Origin of the sequence: Bacillus cereus group sp. MYBK5-2 (assembly GCF_051915685.1) — a bacterium.
In the GTDB taxonomy this organism is placed as follows: Bacteria; Bacillota; Bacilli; order Bacillales; family Bacillaceae_G; genus Bacillus_A; species Bacillus_A cereus.
The window spans coordinates 861,869-882,622 of record NZ_JBQAFE010000001.1; the positions used below are offsets into that span (position 1 = coordinate 861,869).

Below are 20,754 nucleotides of genomic sequence, written 5' to 3' on the forward strand. Positions count from 1 at the left end.
TCGTAATATGAAAATTCAACCAATGTTACATACACAACCATTTGGAGCAATTCAGTCAATTGGTGCACCGAAAACTTCTCAAACATCGGTAGCTCCGGAGAAAAAGTTTATTGATTTATTGGAAGATATGAATCAAACGCAAAACAATGCACAAACAGCAGTATATGATTTACTAACTAAAGGGGTAGGAGAAACACATGACGTTTTAATTCAGCAAAAGAAAGCTGAGTCTCAAATGAAAACGGCTGCTCTCGTACGTGATAATCTTATTGAAAATTATAAGTCACTAATTAATATGCAAATTTAGGAAAGTGGACGGGTGTGTTTAAATGGAAAAGATTAAAAATGTTATCCAATCGTTAAAAACGTGGCATAAGTTAGTAATCGGTGCTGCGCTTTTAGCGATTGTAACAGGAGCACTTTTATACTTCACCTTGCCAGATAAATATGTTGTTGTATATCAAAATTTAAATGATGCAGATAAACAAGAGATTACAGCAGAATTATCGAAGTTAGGTGTCGATTACCAATTAGCGGCCGATGGTTCAATTCGTGTGCAAAAGAATGATGCTCCATGGGTTCGAAAAGAAATGAATGGGATGGGCTTACCGTTTAATTCGAAAAGCGGTGAAGAAATTTTATTAGAAAGCTCTCTCGGTTCAAGTGAACAAGATAAAAAAATGAAGCAAATTGTCGGTACGAAGAAGCAATTGGAACAAGATATCGTAAGAAACTTTGCGACAGTTGAAACGGCAAATGTTCAAATTACATTGCCTGAAAAAGAGACAATTTTTGATGAAGAAAAAGCGAAAGGAACAGCGGCGATTACGGTTGGAGTGAAACGTGGACAATTGTTAACAGCTGATCAAGTTGCAGGTATACAGCAAATGATTAGTGCAGCGGTTCCTGGTGTGAAAGCAGAAGAAGTAAGTGTTATTGATAGTAAAAAAGGTGTTATCTCAAAAGGAGCAGATGAAGCACATTCTAGTAGTTCCTCTTCTTATGAGAAAGAAGTAGAGATGCAGCACCAACTTGAAGGTAAATTAAAGCAAGATATTGATGCAACGTTAATGACGATGTTTAAACCGAATGAATATAAAGTGAATACGAAAGTATCTGTAAACTACGATGAAGTTACACGTCAGTCAGAGAAGTATGGTGATAAAGGTGTACTTCGTAGTAAACAAGAGCAAGAAGAAAGCTCTACTGCGCAAGAAGGGGCAGATACGAAGCAAGGTGCTGGTATTACAGCGAACGGTGAAGTGCCAAACTACGGTACGAACAATAATCAAAATGGTAAAGTTGTCTACGATAATAAAAATGGCAACAAAATCGAAAACTATGAAATAGATAAAACAGTTGAAACAATTAAGAAACACCCAGAATTAACGAAAACAAATGTTGTTGTATGGGTAGATAATGATACGTTAGTAAAACGAAGAATTGATATGACTACTTTCAAAGAAGCAATTGGAACAGCGGCAGGACTTCAAGCTGATCCGAACGGTAACTTTATAAATGGTCAAGTTAACGTTGTAACTGTTCAGTTCGATCAGCCGAAAGCTGAAAAAGAGAAAGAGCCAGAAAAAAGTGGTATGAACTGGTGGTTATTCGGTGGAATTACAGCTGGCTTATTAGCAATCGGTGGTCTAGTATGGTTCTTATTAGCAAGACGTAAGAGAAAGAAAGAAGAAGAGGAATATGAAGAATACTTAGCAGAAGATGAAATTGCTGCAAGTAATGGAAGTATCTTGGAAATTCCTGAAGAAAAAATAGTGCCAGAGCCAAAACCTGAACCAGAAGAACCGAAAGAACCAACGTTAGATGAACAAGTGCAGGATGCTACGAAAGAACATGTAGAAGGTACTGCAAAAGTAATTAAAAAATGGTTAAACGGACAGTAAGGGAGGAACAACGATGCTAGATGAAATCTCCTCCAAAGAAAAAGCTGCCATCCTTATTCGTACATTAGAAGAAGGGGTGGCAGCAAAAGTCATTGAATATATGACAGCTGAGGAAAAAGAAGTATTACTTCGTGAAATCGCAAAGTTTCGTGTATACAAACCAGAAACGTTAGAAAATGTACTAGGAGAGTTCTTATACGAACTAAATGTAAAAGAATTGAACTTAGTCACTCCAGATAAAGAATACATTCGTCGCATATTTAAAAACATGCCAGAAGACGAACTGGAAAAATTATTGGAAGATCTTTGGTATAACAAAGATAATCCGTTTGAGTTCTTAAATTCACTTACAGATTTAGAGCCACTTCTTACAGTGCTTAATGATGAGTCACCACAAACAATTGCAATTATCGCTTCTTATATTAAACCGCAACTTGCGTCTCAATTAATTGAGAGATTGCCAGATCATAAGCGCGTTGAAACGGTAATGGGTATAGCGAAGTTAGAACAAGTTGATGGTGAGTTAATTAATCAAATTGGTGAGTTGTTAAAATCGAAATTAAATAATATGGCATTTAGTGCAATTAATAAAACTGATGGCTTGAAAACAATCGTAAATATTTTAAATAATGTTTCACGAGGTGTTGAAAAAACAGTCTTTCAAAAGCTGGATGAAGTCGATTATGAGTTATCTGAGAAAATTAAAGAAAATATGTTTGTCTTTGAAGACTTACTTGGTCTTGAAGATCTTGCGCTTCGCCGTGTATTAGAAGAAATTACAGATAACGGTGTTCTTGCGAAAGCACTTAAAATTGCAAAAGAAGAAATTAAAGAGAAATTATTTACATGTATGTCTTCAAACCGTAAAGAGATGATTCTAGAAGAATTAGATGGCTTAGGACCGCTTAAGATGACGGATGCTGAAAAAGCGCAGCAAACGATCACTGGTACAGTGAAAAAGCTAGAGAAAGAAGGAAGAATTATCGTTCAAAGAGGTGAAGAGGATGTCCTTATTTAAAAACAGAATTCCGAAGAATTCTGTTTCTTTTTCTGAAGAAACGTATGAATTACAATTTCCAAAACCAGCTTCAGTTCAAATAGAAGAGGAAGAATTACAAGCTGATCATGCAGAACTTCGCGCCCAGCAAGAATCGTTACATATGGAAATGAATCAGCTAAGGCAAGAGAAGCAAATGCTAGAACGAGAGCGTCAGCAGTTATTACAAGATAAAGAACAATTTCAAATGCATATTCATGAACAAATGGAACAGATGGAAGCAGCGCGTGTGCAGTTTCAAAAAGAACAACAAGAAATAGCATATGAATGGACAGAGTTATTATGGGATCAATCATTTCATTTAGCAGAAAAAATCGTGAATCAAGCGGTAGATTCACGATTGCTTGATGTGTTACCTATTTTAACTGGCATCGTGCAAACATTGCCAACTTCGTTTGAAAAATTAATTATTACAGTACATCCAGAAACGTTTGAACGTATTCAAGAAGAGAAGGAGAATACGAAAGAATATTGGTTACTACAATTAGTAGAATGGAAATATGATTTCTCCCTGCAGTTTGGTGAATTTGTTCTGGAAGAAGAGAAAGAGTTCTTTGAATTTAAATTTGCACCTATATTTGCGAAACTTCGTCAGAAATGGGAAGAAGAGAAGTTATTTGAGGAGCAAAATGTATGAGCCGCCTGTTAATGAATGAGAACGAAAAATGGAATAAGTTCATTGAAACACCGCTGTATACGAAAGTAGGCAAAGTTCATAGTGTACAAGAACAGTTTTTCGTAGCAAAAGGGCCGAAAGCGAAGATCGGAGATGTTTGCTTCGTTGGAGAACATAACGTCTTATGTGAAGTGATTGCCATTGAAAAAGAAAATAATATGCTACTTCCATTTGAACAGACAGAAAAAGTATGTTATGGAGATTCAGTGACACTAGTTTCAGAAGATGTTGTTGTACCACGTGGTAATCACTTGCTCGGAAAAGTGTTAAGTGCAAATGGTGAAGTGTTAAATGAGGAAGCTGAAAACATTCCATTACAGAAAATAAAACTAGATGCACCACCTATACATGCATTTGAACGTGAAGAGATTACCGATGTATTTGAAACAGGAATAAAATCAATTGATTCTATGCTAACAATTGGTATCGGTCAAAAGATTGGTATTTTTGCTGGGTCAGGTGTTGGTAAATCAACTTTACTTGGAATGATAGCAAAAAATGCAAAAGCTGATATAAATGTTATTAGTTTAGTAGGAGAACGTGGCCGGGAAGTAAAAGACTTTATTCGAAAAGAGTTAGGCGAGGAAGGTATGCGAAAAAGCGTCGTTGTTGTAGCGACGTCAGATGAAAGTCACCTTATGCAACTTCGTGCAGCGAAACTTGCAACGTCTATTGCTGAATACTTCCGTGATCAAGGCAATAACGTATTACTTATGATGGACTCTGTTACTCGTTTTGCCGATGCACGAAGAAGTGTTGATATTGCTGTTAAAGAGTTACCGATTGGTGGTAAAACACTGTTAATGGAAAGTTATATGAAGAAGTTGTTAGAGCGTTCCGGAAAAACACAAAAGGGATCTATAACAGGTATTTATACGGTGCTTGTTGATGGGGACGATTTAAATGGTCCTGTACCAGATTTAGCACGTGGTATTTTAGATGGACATATTGTATTAAAGCGTGAGCTTGCAACGCTTAGTCATTATCCTGCAATTTCAGTATTAGATTCAGTAAGTAGGATTATGGAAGAAATTGTTTCGCCACATCATTGGCAACTTGCAAATGAAATGAGAAAGATTTTATCAATTTATAAAGAAAATGAATTGTATTTTAAGCTAGGAACGATTCAACAAAATGAAGAAAATGCTTATATTTTTGAATGTAAAAATAAAGTAGAAGGCATAAATACATTTTTAAAGCAAGGTCGATCGGATAGTTTCCAATTTGATGATATCGTTGAAGCGATACAGCATATAGTATAAGGCCTCTGCATAAGAGGTCTTATTTTTTTGTTTTTTAATATTTCACAGATTTTTTTGGAAAAAAACTATATAATAGAAAAAGAGAACGTTATAATAGGAAGGGGTTATGAAAACAGGTGGATAAACAGCAGTACGACACAATAAAATTGCAAATAAATCAAGAAAAAGAACATATTTTAAAAGAAGTGTATGAATTAGCAGCTGAAAAAAGAAAAATAGAACAAAAAAAAGAATATGATTTATATGTTGTGAAATCGCGTAGTAAAGTCGTACAAACTGGGCAACGTATTATGGCTGGTATGCTTTCTTCACATACGTTTTCACCTGAAAGAATTGAAGAATGGAATCGGAAAATTAAAAAAACGGAAGGTTTTATTCAAAAAAATGAAAGTCTTTTAGAGCAAGTAAAAGAAAAAGAACGTGTCATTGATGAGATGTATCAAGAAGATTGCAAAAAGCTTGCGCAAGCACAAGAAAAGCTGGAAGAAAAAATGCTTCTGGATTTGAAAATGTGTATGAATGGATGAGGTGAATGTAGTGATACAGTCTGTATTACCGGTGCAACAAAGTTTACCTCCGCAAAAAGAAAAAGGGCTAGAAGTACAATCGAAAAATGAAGATTCTTCATTCGATCGTACGATGAGAATGGAAAATAAAAAACAGCCGAAAACGGAGAAAACGAAACGAGAAGAAGCACCAAAAGAAGAGAAAAAAGAATATAACCTTTCTAAACCATCGGTAACGAAAGAAGAACCAATTGTAAAGAAAGAAGAAAAAAAAGAGACAGAACAGTTGTTATTAGCTGTATCTGAGCAAATGGTTGCAATTGAGCAATTACATGTGCAGCCGGAATTGTTATATCAATACATACAAAAAATACAAGAGCTATATAAAGAATATGGCAATATTAAACTTAATGAATTACCTGCAGCTGAATTACAACAATTACAAGAACTTCTTTCAAATATGAATATCAAAAATGCTATATGTTTAGAAGATACAATGCAAATGGTATTAGACAAAATGAAGATGCCAGAGCAAACGATGCAAGCATTGAAGGTTGTAGAAACAGAAACTTGTAATATTGCAAAGGAACAAGAAGAGTCTAAAGAGGTAGATCTTCCGAAACTTGAGAGCGATGATGCAAAGGTAGAGTTGCCAGAAGTTGATGCATTAAACGATTCGAGCTTTGCAGGTGCAGAATTATTAAATAAAACGACGAATACCGAACAAATAGGGAAATCAAATAGTGGTGCTGAGAAAGTTTCATTACCTGACTTAGGAAAGAAAATGGAAGCGCAAGTAGAAGCGCTGCAAAAATTTGTAGTGAAACAAGAACGTGTTTTATTCCAGTTAAATCCAGAAAAACTTGGTACATTAACAGTGTTTATGAAAAAACACGGAGATCAAATTGACGTTCACGTAGAAATGGAAAAACACGATGCGAAAAAACGTGTTGAAATCATTTTTGATGAATTGAGATTAAAGTTAAAAGAAAAAGAAATCAATATTCAAATTAGCTATTCAGATAAAGATGAAAATCGTAAAGAACAGCGAGAACAAGAGCAAAGGCAAAAACAGAAATTAGCAAATACAAATCATGAAAAACAACAATCAACAGAATTTGCGGGATTATTGGAGGAATAACGCGTGCCAACAGTTGGATTAAATACAACGAGTACCAATCATATTCCGTTACAAGCAGGAGCACAAACAAAAAACGCATCTGTAAATGGTGTGCAATCGCCAGTTCAACAAACAAACGGAGTATCAGCAAGTAATCAAAAAACACCCGGTATTATGGATAAAGATGATTTCCTGAAACTTTTTTTAGCGAGCTTTCAACATCAAGACCCGTTTAATGCGATGGATATGAACCAAATGATGAATCAAACGGCTCAACTATCGCTTATGGAGCAAGTACAAAATATGACGAAAGCAGTAGATAAACTACAATCAACGATGTATACGACAGCTCTTGATGGTGGGATGAAATTTTTAGGAAAGTATGTTAGAGGTATAAACAATAAGGGGGAGCAAGTGACTGGTCAAGTGGAAACAGTTCGACTTGCCGAAAATAACGATGTACAACTTATTGTTGATAATCAAGTTGTCTCACTTCGTTTTGTAGAAAGGGTTTCAGATAAACCGATAGCAGAAACAAATCCAGAAGATGAGAAGAAAGATGATATAGAGAAAAATGAAGAGGTTAAGCAAAATTAATAAAAGGAGTGTATATAGGTTATGATTAAAGCGTTATATACGAGTATTACAGGGATGAATGCGGCACAAAATGCATTAAGTGTTACTTCAAATAATATTGCAAATGCACAAACAGTTGGATATAAAAAGCAAAAAGCTATTTTTGATGATCTGCTATATAATAATACGGTTGGTTCACGTGGGGATGGTGCTTATGCTGGTACGAATCCAAAGAGTATCGGTAACGGTGTAAAGTTTAGTGGGACATCTACAGATTTTAGTGATGGTTCTATTACTTTAACTAGTGATAAGATGGAGACAGCAATAGAGGGAAATGGTTTATTTTTAGTTGGCGATCGTAATAGCGGAAATGTAGAGTATACGAGAAAAGGGTCTTTCGGTGTATCGAAAGATAACTATGTTACAAATACAAGTGGTCAGTATGTGCTAGGGTATGGTGTGAAAACAGGAACTCAAGAAATAGATTTTTCTTCACGACCAAGTCCAATTCATATTCCAATGGGATCAGCTGTTGGTGGGATTCAAACAGATAAAGCAACAATAGGTGGAAACCTTCCTAGAAATCAAAATGCATTATCTCACGAATTCACAGTTTTTGATGAGGAAGGGAACTCGTTAACGTTACGTGTAAATATTAAACAAAAGACTACAAAAGAGACTGTAGATGGTAAAGAAGTTGAAAAACCTGTGCCAGGTGAATATACGTATACAGTTTCTGTAAGAAATGATTCTAAAAACGAAAAAGAGTTTAAGCCGGTTGAAGGCATGACGGGCGAAAAAAATCTTAAATTTGATACATTAGGAAATCTAAAGGAGACAGATGAAGCTGTACAAAAAAATCCAGTAACTGGTGAAATTACTAAAGGTGGAACGGTTAAAATTCCTTTTGGTAAGGGACTGACACTGGACTTAAGTGGTTTAACAAATTATCCAACAGGGAAAACTATTTCTACAACAGAAGTAACGGGGCGTCCAGCTGCAATTGCAAATGACTATTCAATTTCTGACGGTGGTTTCGTTATGATGAGATATTCGGATGGTAGTATGAAGGTTGTAGGACAACTAGCTGTAGCTACATTCCCTAATTCAGGTGGATTAATGAAAACTGGGAATGGCAATTACATTGCCACACCATCAGCAGGGATTCCAGGGATAGGTGTTGCTGGTGAGAATGGTGCAGGTAATGTAAGAGGTTCAGCAAAAGAAAGTTCAAACGTAGATTTATCTGTAGAATTCGTTGACTTAATGTTATATCAACGTGGATTCCAAGGAAATGCGAAAGTAATTAAAGTGTCAGATGAAGTATTAAATGAAGTTGTAAACTTAATTCGATAATGTATTATAAAGAAAGATCGTAATGTAGTAGAAAGGGTTTTTATTCGTATGACAAGACAAGAACGAATTTTACAATTGCCATTTTTCGAGAATAAACGTGAACTTGCTGAGCAAGTGCTAAAAATGGAACGAGAAGAGCATGTATATTTACCAGATCAATTTGAAATTAAGCAAGTGCCCCCGTATTCATTTGCTGAAAAGGAAGCGATTATTGGTCGTATTCATGAGTTTTATTTCGTCAGTATTGGCAGTGATGGCGCATGGAAGTATCAACTGTTTAAGGACGAGATGAAGTGCCGTGAGTTTTTTGTTACATTATCAGGCATTACGGATCAGCAAATTGCGTTTTGGTTCAACAATATCGAGTTGCTTAAAGGCGCTTAAAAGTGTTTTTAGTCTTAGGTGGCTCGGAGCTGTAAGAAGAGAACTATAGAAATGTACTGGAATGGTTGAACAATAATCTCTTTATAGCAAGTGAGTACTTTTTATAGTCTGTGAGTTGTGACAATAGGGCAATGAAATGAGAGTATGCTAGTTTCATTTCATATGTTTGTGACGATAGATTTTTATAAAAGGAGAGGTGAAGAGGATGGCGCAAAATAAGTATCGCGTTACATTCATTTCGCCGAGTGAGGTTGAGCAGCGGACTGTAATGGCGGCGAATAGTTTGCCAGATTTAATTCGTAAAGTAGAAAGTATTATTGCAGATCCAAACGGTTATTTTGTAAACGATAAAAAAAATAATTGCTATTTTAAAGTGATTAAAGAAAATGTTACGTTTATTCAATATGAGTTACTATTTTCGGATAAGGAAATTCATATTGAAAAATTAAAACATATAGCACCAGTGGTATTAAAACGATTATTTGAAAAAATAAATGACCCGGAACTATATGCACTCGCGCTACTTGATGTTGATATAGCAACGAAAGAATATGTGCTAGCAGAAATGAATTCTGAGCTGAGAATAAGAGTAGAGACGGAGCTTTCGAAAAAATGGGAAGCAATGCCGACAGAAATTGTAGGGGCGCAAGAAGTGTTATTAGAAGCACTTGCTTCTTTTATACAAGATTAATTGTTTTTTAATAAAATGAATCGATCGACTATCTATATTTTTTATATAGGTAGTTGACTTTTTCTCTTTTATAAAGCTTAATAATTAGATATACGGAATTAATGGAAGGGGAGCGACACCTTTATGTCACAAGCACAAAGTATTTTATTAGAAAGCGGAACAAATGAATTAGAGATTGTTACGTACACTGTTGGTGAAAACCTATTTAGTATTAATGTAATGAAAGTACGTGAAATCATTAATCCATTCCCTGTTACAACTGTGCCAGAATCTCATCATGCAGTTGAAGGTGTTGTTCAAGTACGTGGTGAAATTTTACCTGTTATTAACTTGGCAATGGCTCTTAATTTAAAGTCAACAAAGCCACTTGATCAAACGAAATTTATCATCTCAGAATTAAACCAAATGAAAGTTATTTTTCGCGTTGATGAAGTGCATCGTATTCAACGTATTTCGTGGGAACAGATTGATGAACCAGCTTCATTATCTATGGGACTAGAAGAAACGACATCTGGTATTGTAAAACTAGATGGAAAAATCATCTTACTATTAGATTATGAAAAAATTGTATGTGAAATTAGCGGCACTGGTTATGACAATAAATCAATTGCAGGATTAGAACAAAAAACAGATCGAGCTGAAAAAGTAATTTATATTGCAGAAGATTCAGCGATGCTTCGCCAAATATTAGAAGAAACATTATCATCAGCTGGATATACGAAAATGAACTTCTTCAGCAATGGTGCAGAAGCGTTAGCGCAAATTGAAAAATTAGCGAAAGAGCAAGGCGAAAAAATGTTTGAACATATTCACTTGCTAATTACGGATATTGAAATGCCAAAAATGGATGGACATCATTTAACGAAAGTGGTTAAGGATAGTGAAGTAATGAATCGTTTACCAGTCATTATTTTCTCTTCATTAATTACAAATGAATTATTCCATAAAGGTGAAGCTGTAGGAGCAAATGCTCAAGTAAGTAAGCCAGATATTCAAGAGCTAATTGGTTTAGTTGATAAGTTAGTGCTTTAAAAGCTTCTATTTAGCCGGAATAGAAGCTCTAGCCAAGTGTTGAGCGGTCAGTGCTTAATAGAGCCCTATGCGATGTTGAGATATAGGTAACTAGAAGAGCTGGTGTATAACATTTTTCTATTTAGTAGGAATAGAGGAACTACTTATGTAAGGAAGTTTTCAGTGCTTAATAGAGTCTCATGCGATGTGAGTTCAGAGGTATGAAGTAGTTTTAGGTAAGAAGAAGTGAGACTTCGATTGAGGATTTGAAGACTGGGTTTATAACTCTATTCTGTTAGAGAGAGGAAGGAATTAGCCAATGCTACATATGGCTAATTCCTTTTTAGTATTCTATACTTTAAGCTGGTAGAAAAATGAAAGGTTTCTTGGGTGTTTGTCGCTGTATGTGTGAATAATCTTTATTTAGAGATTTTTGATTTAAAAATATAAGCAAACGTATTTTCGATTGTTATTTTAGTAATATTTCGTGGTAACGCAAATTTTTTCGGTGAAAAAACATTTAAAATACCATATAATATAATTAAATGTAATTAATATGCAATTTTACATATTAATCAAAAAATATTTTCCGAATTTTTATACTTTCTATACATTTTTGTATGTTTATTATTTGACAGATAATTTCGAACTGTTATAATATGGATATGTAAAAATTGCTATTTTCTTAAAAGACATGGGAGTCAGATGAGAATTGTGAAAGGATGAGGGGGAGTGGCACAGATTATGTATCACCACACAGCAATTAATGTATTAGGTCTTTTACAAAACATGTCAAATAATAAAATGAACGATATGCAACTAGAGGTGGAATTTAAAAAAATAGAAAAAGAATTCCAAGTAAAGTATGAAGAATTAGTTGATTTACATAATAGAATGGTATTATTCCAAATAGATATAGAAAAAAATGGCGGGATGCGAGCATATGAAAAATCAACAATTACATGGCTGAAGTCTGAACTAGAGCTACTGTATGAAGTGTATCAATTTTGTCAGCGTCACGGTTTAAACATTTTAAATATTTCAAAATACGTAAGTAAAAATGAACTAAATCTTTTTCCTAAAACGGAAAGTCAATTGCAAAATACGTATTATAAATTGAAAAAACGTGAAATACCGTTTGAAAATATTGAAAAACAAAAACCGGGACGAAAGCGAAAATATATACCAGTAAAAGAGACAATCGTTGCAAGAAAACAAGAAAACGAGTACGAATTAAAAGAAGAAATCCAGCATAAAGAGGATGAAAAAAATCTTGTAACAGTTATATCTGGTATCGTTGATAACTTTGAAACAATTAATCAGTGTAGTGAAAGGAAAGAAGACGAACTACATCAGTTTATGGAAGGTATTTATAAGCTTTCTAGCATGGCGGCAGGGCGTTCTAGAGAAGCAAAGAATACACGTAGCTTAGAAGATGAATTGCAGTCGTTACAACTAGAAAATGAAAGGCTAAAACGAGAGAAAGAAGATCTTGTACAAGATATTAAAGGTATGACGCAGCTTTTAATTCATTTCATTACAAGTTCTGATATTGATCAAATACGTAAATTACCAACTTTCGTACAAGATTGTAAAATGGAATTACATAAACTAGGGCTATATAATGCACAGGACGGTAAAATGAAAATTATGGTTGATCGTAGCGGACAAGTTATGACCGTAACACAGTAATAAAATTTGGGTACAAAATAAAAGGGAGATACATAGTTTATATGTATTTCCCTTTTATTTTGTATGGAATCGTTCCAAAGAAGGAAGATGAATTTTTACGAGTGTAGTAGTTTAGAAACCATCTGCGGAATTTGATTTGCTTGTGAAACCATACTAAGCGCAACTTCAGTCAACAATCTGAACTTTAAAAAATCACTTATCTCCTGCGCCATATCCGCATCTTCAACTTGAGATACAGCATCTGTTAACGCCATACTTTGGCTATTTAAATTTTCAATATTGAACTGTAAACGATTTATCATAGAGCCAAGGTCGGCACGGTGAAGTGATACATTTTGTAAAGCCTCTTCAATTTTAAGAATCGCCGCGCTTGCTTCTTGTTCTGTTGAAATCTTGATGTCATGTTGTGTAGGGGAAGGGGGAATATGTTTCGTCATATGTACCGTATGACTGATATCGTCTAATGAAATAGGGCGGTTTTGACCGTCAAATACGGATAAATCATTAAATTCAGTTGTCTCGCTAATATAGCCAATTTGTTCTGTTAAAGATTGAAACTCTGTATTCAGTGAATCACGGTTTTTATTTGAATTCGTACCGTTCGTAGATTGAACGGCTAAATCACGCATACGCTGCAAAATATTCGTCACAGTTTGAAGGGCAGCTTCTGCCGTGCGAAGCATTGATATCGCATCCTCATTATTACGAATCGCCACGCGCATACCACTTGCTCTCGCATGCATTCGAGTCACAATTGCAATATTAGCGGGATTATCAGAAGCATGGTTTAACTTCTTACCAGTCGCCAAATGCTCCATTGACACATTCATACGTTTCTCATTCTCATACAACGACTGCCTAGCATTCATACTTAAAACATTCGTACCAATACGCATAATAGACACTCCTTATAGATTGATATAATCAATATTCAGAAGCTAATAAACGGCTATGAAGAGAAAAAGAGACTTATTCTCACTTTATCTTTTTGTTTTCATACACGGAACGAGAATAAAATAGGCCCTGACCGCTACTAAATATGGCTAGAGCTTCTCTTTAAGCTAAAAAATCTTTCAATCTATCTATATAGAAAAAATAAACCTCTCCGCAAGCAGAGAGGTTTATTCAGGAAACTAACTCAAATGGCTTATTGTAATAATTTAGAAACCATTTGAGGAGTTTGGTTAGCTTGAGAAAGCATGCTGATTCCAGCTTCGTTCAAGATTTTGAACTTAGTCATTTCAGACATTTCTTTCGCCATATCAGCGTCTTCGATTTGAGAAGCAGCTGAAGCCATGTTAGTAGCTTGGCTGTTTACGTTGTTTAAGTTATGGTCTAAACGGTTTAATTGAGAACCGAATGTTGCACGCATGTCAGCAACTGTTTGGATAGCTTTATCTAGTTGTACAATGGCACCTGCAGCATCATTATCTGCAGCAGGTGGTGCAGGCGGTGCAGGAGGCGTTACAGGTGCTGCAGGTGCTCCGATAGTTTTTGTAAGGCCAAGTCCTGTAGTAGCTGTTGCATCAACTGCTGTAAGTGTAAGGTTATCGCCAGATACATCAGAAAGCTGAATACTAATATTCTTATCTGTTCCAGCCTCAGCTAATAAACTTTTTCCGTTAAAGTTAGTTTTTCCTGCAATGTGATCAATTTCCTCTTGTAATGCCTTAAATTCTAAGTTTAGGGAATCTTTATCGTTGCCACCATTTGTCCCGTTTGCGGATTGAGTAGCAAGGTCACGCATACGAAGTAAGATGTTAGAAATAGAATTTAAAGCAGAATCAGTTGTACGTAAAGCAGACATAGCGTCTTGTGTATTACGAGCCCCAACATTTAATCCGCCTTCTTTTGCACGCATACGAGTAGCGATAGCTAAGCCAGCCGCATCGTCAGCCGCACTGTTGATTGATTTACCGCTAGATAAACGGTTCATCGCAGTGTTCATTTTGTCTTGGTTTTGTCGCATGTATTCTTGCGTACGCATGCTGTTAATATTTGTATTAATTCTCATGTTAAGAACCTCCAGTAGTCGATAAAATATAAAATTTACTATCCGTAGTACAGATAGTAAATTTTACTTTAAACGATCAAGTGAATTATTGTAATAATTTAGAAACCATTTGAGGAGTTTGGTTAGCTTGAGAAAGCATGCTAATTCCAGCCTCGTTTAAGATTTTGAATTTTGTCATGTTAGACATTTCTTTTGCCATATCTGCATCTTCAATTTGAGAAGCGGCCGCCGCCATATTAGTAGCTTGGCTTGTTACGTTGTTTAAGTTATGATCTAAACGGTTTAATTGAGAACCGAAAGTTGCTCTATTATCAGCAACTGTTTGAATAGCTTTATCCAGATTAGTAATAGCAGTACTTGCAGCAGCTGAAGTCTTAACATTTGTCCCAGCAGCTGTAAGTAGGTTATCAGCTTTTGCATCAATTGATGTAATTGTAAGTTTATCGCCAGATACATCAGAGAGTTGGATATCAATATTTGCTCCAGTTGCAGCTAATAAATTCTTGCCATTAAAGTTAGTTTTTTCAGCGATATGGTCAATTTCCTTGTGCAATTCTTGGAATTCTAAGTCTAAAGAATCTTGATCTTTACCACCATTTGTCCCGTTCGCGGATTGAGTAGCAATATCACGCATACGAAGTAAGATGTTAGAAATAGAATTCAAAGCAGAGTCAGTTGTACGTAAAGCAGACATAGCGTCTTGTGTGTTACGAGCCCCAACATTTAATCCGCCTTCTTTTGCACGCATACGAGTAGCGATAGCTAAGCCAGCCGCATCGTCAGCCGCACTGTTGATTGATTTACCGCTAGATAAACGATTCATCGCAGTGTTCATTTTGTCTTGGTTTTGTCGCATGTATTCTTGCGTACGCATGCTGTTAATATTTGTATTAATTCTCATGATAAGAGCCTCCAATAGCTTTTAGATATATATATAATTACTCTCTGTAATACAGAGAGTAAGAAACCATCAAATGAATTATTGTAATAATTTAGAAACCATTTGAGGAGTTTGGTTAGCTTGAGAAAGCATGCTAATACCAGCTTCGTTCAAGATTTTAAATTTCGTCATGTTAGACATTTCTTTTGCCATGTCAGCGTCTTCAATTTGAGAAGCGGCCGCTGACATATTAGTAGCTTGGCTGTTCACATTGTTTAAGTTATGGTCTAAACGATTTAATTGAGAACCGAATGTTGCACGCATGTCAGCAACTTTTTGGATAGCAGCGTCAAGTTCTTTAATTGATTCCGCAGCATCACCGGTGCCTGTCGCATCGCCAATAGTTTTTGTAAGGTTAAATCCTGTAGCACCTGTTGTTGCATCAACAGTTTTAATTGTAAGATTATCGCCAGATACATCAGAAAGCTGAATATTAATATCCTTAGTTGGATCAGCCTTAGCTAATAAATTCTTTCCATTAAAGTTAGTCTTACCAGCGATATGATCAATTTCTTCTTTTAATTCCTTAAATTCCAATTGTAAAGAATCTTGATCTTTACCACCATTTGTCCCGTTCGCAGATTGCGTAGCAAGGTCACGCATACGAAGTAAGATGTTAGAAATAGAATTTAAAGCAGAATCAGTTGTACGTAAAGCAGACATAGCGTCTTGTGTATTACGAGCCCCAACATTTAATCCGCCTTCTTTTGCACGCATACGAGTAGCGATAGCTAAACCAGCCGCATCGTCAGCCGCACTGTTGATTGATTTACCGCTAGATAAACGATTCATCGCAGTGTTCATTTTGTCTTGGTTTTGTCGCATGTATTCTTGCGTACGCATGCTGTTAATATTTGTATTAATTCTCATGTTAAGAACCTCCAGTAGTCGATAAAATATAAAATTTACTATCCGTAATACAGATAGTAAATTTTACTTTAAACGATCAAGTGAATTATTGTAATAATTTAGAAACCATTTGAGGAGTTTGGTTAGCTTGAGAAAGCATGCTAATTCCAGCCTCGTTTAAGATTTTGAATTTTGTCATGTTAGACATTTCTTTTGCCATGTCAGCGTCTTCGATTTGCGAAGCAGAAGCCGCCATATTAGTAGATTGGCTGTTGACATTGTTTAAGTTATGATCTAAGCGATTTAATTGAGAACCGAAAGTAGCTCTATTATCAGCAACTGTTTGAATAGCTGTATCAAGCTCAGTAATAGCAGCACTAGCGTCTGTCGCAGTAGTAATATCTTTTGTAATTTTAAGGTCCGCTGCTTTGGCACTAACACTTGAAATTGTAAGTTTATCACCAGATACATCAGAAAGTTGAACGTCAATATCAGTTCCTGCTCCAGCTAGTAATTTTTTACCGTTAAAATTAGTTTCACCAGCAATGTGATCAATTTCTGTTTTTAATGCTGCAAATTCTAAGTTTAAAGATTTTTGGTCTTCTGTACCATTCGTACCGTTCGCAGATTGAGTAGCAAGGTCACGCATACGAAGTAAGATGTTAGAAATAGAATTCAAAGCAGAATCAGTTGTACGTAAAGCAGACATAGCGTCTTGTGTGTTACGCGCCCCAACATTTAATCCGCCTTCTTTTGCACGCATACGAGTAGCGATAGCTAAACCAGCCGCATCGTCAGCCGCACTGTTGATTGATTTACCGCTAGATAAACGGTTCATAGAAGTGTTCATTTTGTCTTGGTTTTGTCGCATGTACTCTTGCGTACGCATGCTGTTAATGTTTGTATTAATTCTCATGTTAAGAAACCCCCATTTTTTTATATTGATTTTTCTGTTAATTGTTAAACGTAAATATGCAAAAAAATCAATTTCGAGATTAATTGTAATCCTTGGTATATATCGTGTCAACGAATAATTGTAATTAATGAATATAAAAAAATGATAATTTCCTATTTGTTCATTTTTTTATTACAATATTATCAAAAGGATTATTGCAAACTTTAAAAAAAAACTCTAATATTAGATTATCTTTGTTTACCGAAAAGGTGATATTATGATAGTTGGAAATATAGTAAAAGAAGTGCTTGCATATAAAAAAGGACAAATTCAGCAAAAGCTAAGTAGTCCACAAGCATTTGTTAGTAGTCGTTTTCAAGAGAAGTTGCAGAGTGAACCTGCGAAGGAGACGAAGGCTACTACGCAGCCGGCAAAAGTAGAAGATATGAGTCAGCCGGTACAATCTACGAAAATAGAAGCGGTTGTTAATAAGCCGGCAGAAACTATTAATAAAGTAGAGGAAGCGAGTAAGCCTGAAGAAAAGGTTGAAACGAAGAAAGCAGATGAAGTGCAAGTTGCGCAAAAAGAGTTTGAACGACGTTTCCCAGAAACGAAAAATGAGGCTGCTGATACGTGGGAATTAACGAAGAAGTATAATATTCAAAAAATACGTTCTTCCAATGAAGGGAAGTATGAGGACATTATTGATCGTGTAAGTCGTACATACGGAATTCCAAAAACGTTAATTCAAAAAATGATTGAAGTAGAGTCTAATTTTAATCCGAAAACGGTATCACATGCCGGTGCGATGGGTCTTATGCAGCTTATGCCAGCGAATGTGAAGGAGATGGGTGTGAAGAATCCCTTTTCACCAGCTGAAAGTATTGAAGGTGGCGTGAAAGAGTTAAGTGGTTATTTAAAGAAAAATAACGGTGACTTAGTATTGGCACTTGCTTCTTACAATGCTGGTCCTGGTAATGTGAGAAAGTACGGAGGCGTACCGCCATTTAAAGAAACGCAAGGATATATTAAAAAAATATTAAATATCGACGTTTCAAAATAAGAAGTTTCATATATAGAGAGAACATGAAATTTTCGTGAACATGATATGGGAGTTGGCTAGATTTGAAATTACAAGATGATATTCCGTTAACAATTTATTTTGAAATCGGAAATACGAAAAAGAAAATTGAAGATCTGCTTCATATTACGAAAGGTACATTGTATCGTCTTGAAAATTCAACGAAAAATACGGTGCGTCTTATGCTTGAGAATGAAGAGATTGGAACCGGAAAGATTTTAACGAAGAATGGAAAAATGTACGTTGAAATCGTTGAATTGAAAAGGTAGGGAAGGGGATTGTCATGAGTGGCGAAAAATTAAGCCAAGAGCAAATTGATGCCCTGCTGAAGGCGGTAAATGAAGGCGAGGAAATGCCAGCTTTCGCACAAGAAGCAGGAAAGCAAGAGAAATTTCAAGAGTATGATTTTAATAGACCAGAGAAGTTCGGTGTTGAGCATTTACGTAGTTTGCAAGCGATTGCTTCTACTTTTGGAAAACAGACGTCACAGACGTTATCAGCGCGTATGCGTATTCCAATTGAACTAGAGCCTTCAACAGTTGAGCAAGTTCCATTTACGAGTGAATATGTGGAGAAAATGCCGAAAGATTATTATTTATATTGCGTAATTGATCTAGGTTTACCAGAGCTTGGAGAAATTGTTATTGAGATTGATTTAGCATTCGTTATTTATATTCATGAATGTTGGCTTGGCGGAGATAGTAAGCGTAACTTTACGATGCGCAGACCGTTAACAGCGTTTGAGTTTTTAACGCTTGATAATATATTCTTGCTTCTTTGTAAAAATTTAGAGCAATCATTTGAAAGTGTTGTTGCGATTGAACCGAAATTTGTAACGACGGAAACAGATCCGAATGCATTAAAGATTACGACAGCGAGCGATATCATTTCATTACTTAACGTAAATATGAAAACAGATTTTTGGAATACGACGGTGCGTATCGGAATTCCATTCTTATCTGTTGAAGAAATTATGGATAAGTTAACGTCTGAAAATATTGTCGAACATTCTTCAGACAAGCGTAAAAAGTATACGTCTGAAGTGGAAATGAAAGTAAATCAAGTGTACAAACCTGTTCACGTTGCAATTGGTGAGCAGAAAATGACAATGAGTGAGATTGAACAAATTGAAGAAGGCGATATTATTCCGCTTCATACGAAAGTTTCAGATGAATTACTTGGTTATGTAGATGGAAAGCATAAATTTAATTGTTTTATTGGAAAAGATGGAACGCGTAAGGCGCTCCTATTTAAAAGTTTTGTAGAGTAGGAGGATCCATATGAAGCATGAAGTATCTCCCGTGTCATTAATGGGATTAGAAGATTTTGCAGGAAAGCGAAATGAAGCAGGTAAAGCACATATTGATACTGTTTCAGATATTTCGATTGAACTTGGTGTAAAGCTTGGAAAGTCATCTATTACACTTGGTGATGTAAAGCAGTTAAAAGTTGGCGATGTTCTGGAAGTAGAGAAAAATTTAGGACATAAAGTAGATGTGTATTTAAGTAATATGAAAGTCGGCATCGGTGAAGCAATCGTAATGGACGAAAAATTCGGTATTATCATTTCTGAAATTGAAGCTGATAAGAAACAAGCGGCGCTTATGAAAGCGCAAAGTCAAATGCAAGATAAAGAGTAGAGGAGGAGTCATATGTCGTATATGACGACCTTATTTCAAGTCGTTTTACTGTTTGGTGCGCTCGGTTACGGTGCATATTATATGACGAAAAAGACGCGCAAACAGCAGTTTTTTAAGCAAGGTGAAAATGGACATATTCAAGTAAAAGACGGCGTTTATTTAAATCATCAAACGAGTGCCTTTTTATTTGAAGTGGACGGAAAGCAAGTGTTCACTGTTATTAGTAATAACGGTGTGCAGTCTGTGCAATTAACCGGAACAGGAAATCAGTTTCAACAAGCACTAGAAGACGCGGTGAAGAGTGAAACGAAAAAAGTAGAGGATCCATCATGAGAATAAAGAAACAGTTATCATTATTAGCCGTTATTTTCGTATTTTCTATCGTTTTTTCAATTATTTTTGTAAATCCAGCGTATGCAGCCCCGAACGGTTTTATTAATTTCGAAAATGGAAAAGAGTTTACGAGTAATTCAAGTGTACAACTATTTGCGCTCGTTACCCTTTTATCATTATCTTCTTCTATCGTTCTATTATTTACACATTTTACTTATTTTATGATCGTTCTAGGGATTACACGTCAAGGACTTGGGGTAATGAATTTACCACCAAACCAAGTGCTTGTTGGACTTGCATTATTTTTATCACTCTTTACGATGCAGCCTGTACTTGGGCAACTGAAGAGCGATGTGTGGGATCCGATGACGAAAGAGAAAATAACGGTAAGTCAAGCTGCGGAGACGACAGCTCCTATTATGAAAGAATATATGTCAAAGCATACGTATAAGCATGATTTAAAAATGATGTTGAAAGTACGCGGAGAAGAGTTGCCAAAAGATTTGAAAGATCTTTCCTTATTTACACTCGTACCATCCTTTACGTTAACGCAAATTCAAAAGGGTTTACTAACAGGGATGTTCATTTATTTAGCGTTTGTATTTATAGATTTGATTATTAGTACACTTTTAATGTACCTCGGGATGATGATGGTACCGCCGATGATTTTAAGTTTACCGTTTAAAATACTTGTTTTCGTATATTTAGGTGGATATACAAAAATCGTCGACATTATGTTTAAAACGGTCGCCTGAAGCGTTTGATGC

24 protein-coding genes are annotated in these 20,754 nt (G+C 35.6%); 19 read left to right on the forward strand and 5 right to left on the reverse strand.

Annotated features, from left to right (window positions below; genetic code table 11):
• The first annotated feature begins 7 nt into the window (after positions 1–7).
• The 13 genes from fliE to ACTFP3_RS04750 all read left to right on the forward strand — a co-directional run bounded on the left by fliE (position 8) and on the right by ACTFP3_RS04750 (position 12,235).
• Entirely contained in the window at positions 8–307 is a 300-nt protein-coding gene (gene fliE / locus ACTFP3_RS04690; RefSeq protein ID WP_000701670.1) for a flagellar hook-basal body complex protein FliE, read from the forward strand.
• A gap of 22 nt (positions 308–329) precedes the next feature.
• Positions 330–1,904 (forward strand): flagellar M-ring protein FliF C-terminal domain-containing protein, encoded by a 1,575-nt coding sequence (locus tag ACTFP3_RS04695; protein WP_440009430.1) that lies wholly within the window; start codon positions 330–332, stop codon positions 1,902–1,904.
• Between the two features lie 13 nt (positions 1,905–1,917).
• Positions 1,918–2,922: a flagellar motor switch protein FliG gene (gene fliG / locus ACTFP3_RS04700; protein WP_000883364.1), complete on the forward strand. Its 1,005-nt coding sequence runs from the start codon at positions 1,918–1,920 to the stop codon at positions 2,920–2,922.
• Complete coding sequence (locus ACTFP3_RS04705; RefSeq protein ID WP_000051690.1) at positions 2,909–3,598, forward strand: FliH/SctL family protein; 690 nt, start codon at positions 2,909–2,911, stop codon at positions 3,596–3,598. Before fliG ends, ACTFP3_RS04705 begins: the two co-directional genes overlap by 14 nt.
• Positions 3,595–4,899, forward strand: a complete 1,305-nt coding sequence (fliI, locus tag ACTFP3_RS04710; RefSeq protein WP_000088695.1) for a flagellar protein export ATPase FliI — start codon at positions 3,595–3,597, stop codon at positions 4,897–4,899. The genes ACTFP3_RS04705 and fliI overlap by 4 nt, the downstream gene beginning before the upstream one ends.
• 116 nt (positions 4,900–5,015) lie before the next feature.
• Positions 5,016–5,426, forward strand: a complete 411-nt coding sequence (locus ACTFP3_RS04715; protein WP_324658968.1) for a cytoplasmic protein — start codon at positions 5,016–5,018, stop codon at positions 5,424–5,426.
• A gap of 10 nt (positions 5,427–5,436) precedes the next feature.
• Positions 5,437–6,546 carry a flagellar hook-length control protein FliK gene (locus tag ACTFP3_RS04720; protein WP_440009435.1) on the forward strand — a complete coding sequence of 370 codons (1,110 nt, stop codon included), beginning with the start codon at positions 5,437–5,439 and terminating at the stop codon, positions 6,544–6,546.
• A 3-nt stretch (positions 6,547–6,549) separates the two neighbouring features.
• Positions 6,550–7,122: a flagellar hook assembly protein FlgD gene (locus ACTFP3_RS04725; RefSeq protein WP_001143477.1), complete on the forward strand. Its 573-nt coding sequence runs from the start codon at positions 6,550–6,552 to the stop codon at positions 7,120–7,122.
• A gap of 21 nt (positions 7,123–7,143) precedes the next feature.
• A complete protein-coding gene (gene flgE, locus ACTFP3_RS04730) occupies positions 7,144–8,457 on the forward strand; it encodes a flagellar hook protein FlgE (RefSeq protein WP_000588310.1) in 1,314 nt (437 codons plus the stop codon).
• A 48-nt stretch (positions 8,458–8,505) separates the two neighbouring features.
• A complete protein-coding gene (locus ACTFP3_RS04735) occupies positions 8,506–8,841 on the forward strand; it encodes a DUF3964 family protein (protein ID WP_000198175.1) in 336 nt (111 codons plus the stop codon).
• 205 nt (positions 8,842–9,046) lie between these two features.
• Positions 9,047–9,532, forward strand: coding sequence for a hypothetical protein (locus ACTFP3_RS04740; protein WP_000068301.1), 486 nt, complete (start codon positions 9,047–9,049; stop codon positions 9,530–9,532).
• 123 nt (positions 9,533–9,655) lie between these two features.
• On the forward strand, positions 9,656–10,564 hold the full coding sequence (locus ACTFP3_RS04745) for a chemotaxis protein (protein WP_000075943.1): 909 nt from the start codon (positions 9,656–9,658) through the stop codon (positions 10,562–10,564).
• A 723-nt stretch (positions 10,565–11,287) separates the two neighbouring features.
• Positions 11,288–12,235, forward strand: coding sequence for a DNA-binding domain-containing protein (locus ACTFP3_RS04750; RefSeq protein WP_000274687.1), 948 nt, complete (start codon positions 11,288–11,290; stop codon positions 12,233–12,235).
• A gap of 95 nt (positions 12,236–12,330) precedes the next feature.
• Here the strand turns inward: ACTFP3_RS04750 and ACTFP3_RS04755 are convergent, their stop codons facing one another.
• From ACTFP3_RS04755 to ACTFP3_RS04775, 5 genes are all read right to left on the reverse strand, one after another.
• On the reverse strand, positions 12,331–13,131 hold the full coding sequence (locus ACTFP3_RS04755; protein WP_440009440.1) for a flagellin N-terminal helical domain-containing protein: 801 nt from the start codon (positions 13,129–13,131) through the stop codon (positions 12,331–12,333).
• 251 nt (positions 13,132–13,382) lie between these two features.
• A complete protein-coding gene (locus ACTFP3_RS04760) occupies positions 13,383–14,249 on the reverse strand; it encodes a flagellin N-terminal helical domain-containing protein (RefSeq protein ID WP_050252173.1) in 867 nt (288 codons plus the stop codon).
• An 85-nt stretch (positions 14,250–14,334) separates the two neighbouring features.
• Positions 14,335–15,150 (reverse strand): flagellin N-terminal helical domain-containing protein, encoded by an 816-nt coding sequence (locus tag ACTFP3_RS04765; RefSeq protein ID WP_048657275.1) that lies wholly within the window; start codon positions 15,148–15,150, stop codon positions 14,335–14,337.
• Positions 15,151–15,228: 78 nt separating this feature from the next.
• Positions 15,229–16,059 carry a flagellin N-terminal helical domain-containing protein gene (locus ACTFP3_RS04770; protein WP_440009443.1) on the reverse strand — a complete coding sequence of 277 codons (831 nt, stop codon included), beginning with the start codon at positions 16,057–16,059 and terminating at the stop codon, positions 15,229–15,231.
• Between the two features lie 85 nt (positions 16,060–16,144).
• Entirely contained in the window at positions 16,145–16,954 is an 810-nt protein-coding gene (locus ACTFP3_RS04775) for a flagellin N-terminal helical domain-containing protein (protein WP_142408549.1), read from the reverse strand.
• A 256-nt stretch (positions 16,955–17,210) separates the two neighbouring features.
• Here ACTFP3_RS04775 and ACTFP3_RS04780 point away from each other — a divergent pair, with 256 nt between their 5' ends.
• From ACTFP3_RS04780 to ACTFP3_RS04805, 6 genes are all read left to right on the forward strand, one after another.
• Positions 17,211–17,996 (forward strand): lytic transglycosylase domain-containing protein, encoded by a 786-nt coding sequence (locus ACTFP3_RS04780; protein WP_000635224.1) that lies wholly within the window; start codon positions 17,211–17,213, stop codon positions 17,994–17,996.
• Between the two features lie 62 nt (positions 17,997–18,058).
• Positions 18,059–18,283: a flagellar motor switch protein FliN gene (locus ACTFP3_RS04785; protein ID WP_000775712.1), complete on the forward strand. Its 225-nt coding sequence runs from the start codon at positions 18,059–18,061 to the stop codon at positions 18,281–18,283.
• A 14-nt stretch (positions 18,284–18,297) separates the two neighbouring features.
• Positions 18,298–19,284 carry a flagellar motor switch protein FliM gene (gene fliM, locus ACTFP3_RS04790; RefSeq protein ID WP_000012356.1) on the forward strand — a complete coding sequence of 329 codons (987 nt, stop codon included), beginning with the start codon at positions 18,298–18,300 and terminating at the stop codon, positions 19,282–19,284.
• A gap of 10 nt (positions 19,285–19,294) precedes the next feature.
• Positions 19,295–19,654, forward strand: coding sequence for a flagellar motor switch protein FliN (fliN, locus tag ACTFP3_RS04795; protein ID WP_000680010.1), 360 nt, complete (start codon positions 19,295–19,297; stop codon positions 19,652–19,654).
• 12 nt (positions 19,655–19,666) lie between these two features.
• The gene (locus ACTFP3_RS04800; protein ID WP_000121176.1) at positions 19,667–19,987 is read left to right on the forward strand and encodes a hypothetical protein; all 321 of its coding nucleotides are present in this window, start codon (positions 19,667–19,669) and stop codon (positions 19,985–19,987) included.
• Positions 19,984–20,742: a flagellar type III secretion system pore protein FliP gene (locus ACTFP3_RS04805; protein WP_001220582.1), complete on the forward strand. Its 759-nt coding sequence runs from the start codon at positions 19,984–19,986 to the stop codon at positions 20,740–20,742. The genes ACTFP3_RS04800 and ACTFP3_RS04805 overlap by 4 nt, the downstream gene beginning before the upstream one ends.
• Positions 20,743–20,754 lie beyond the last annotated feature (12 nt).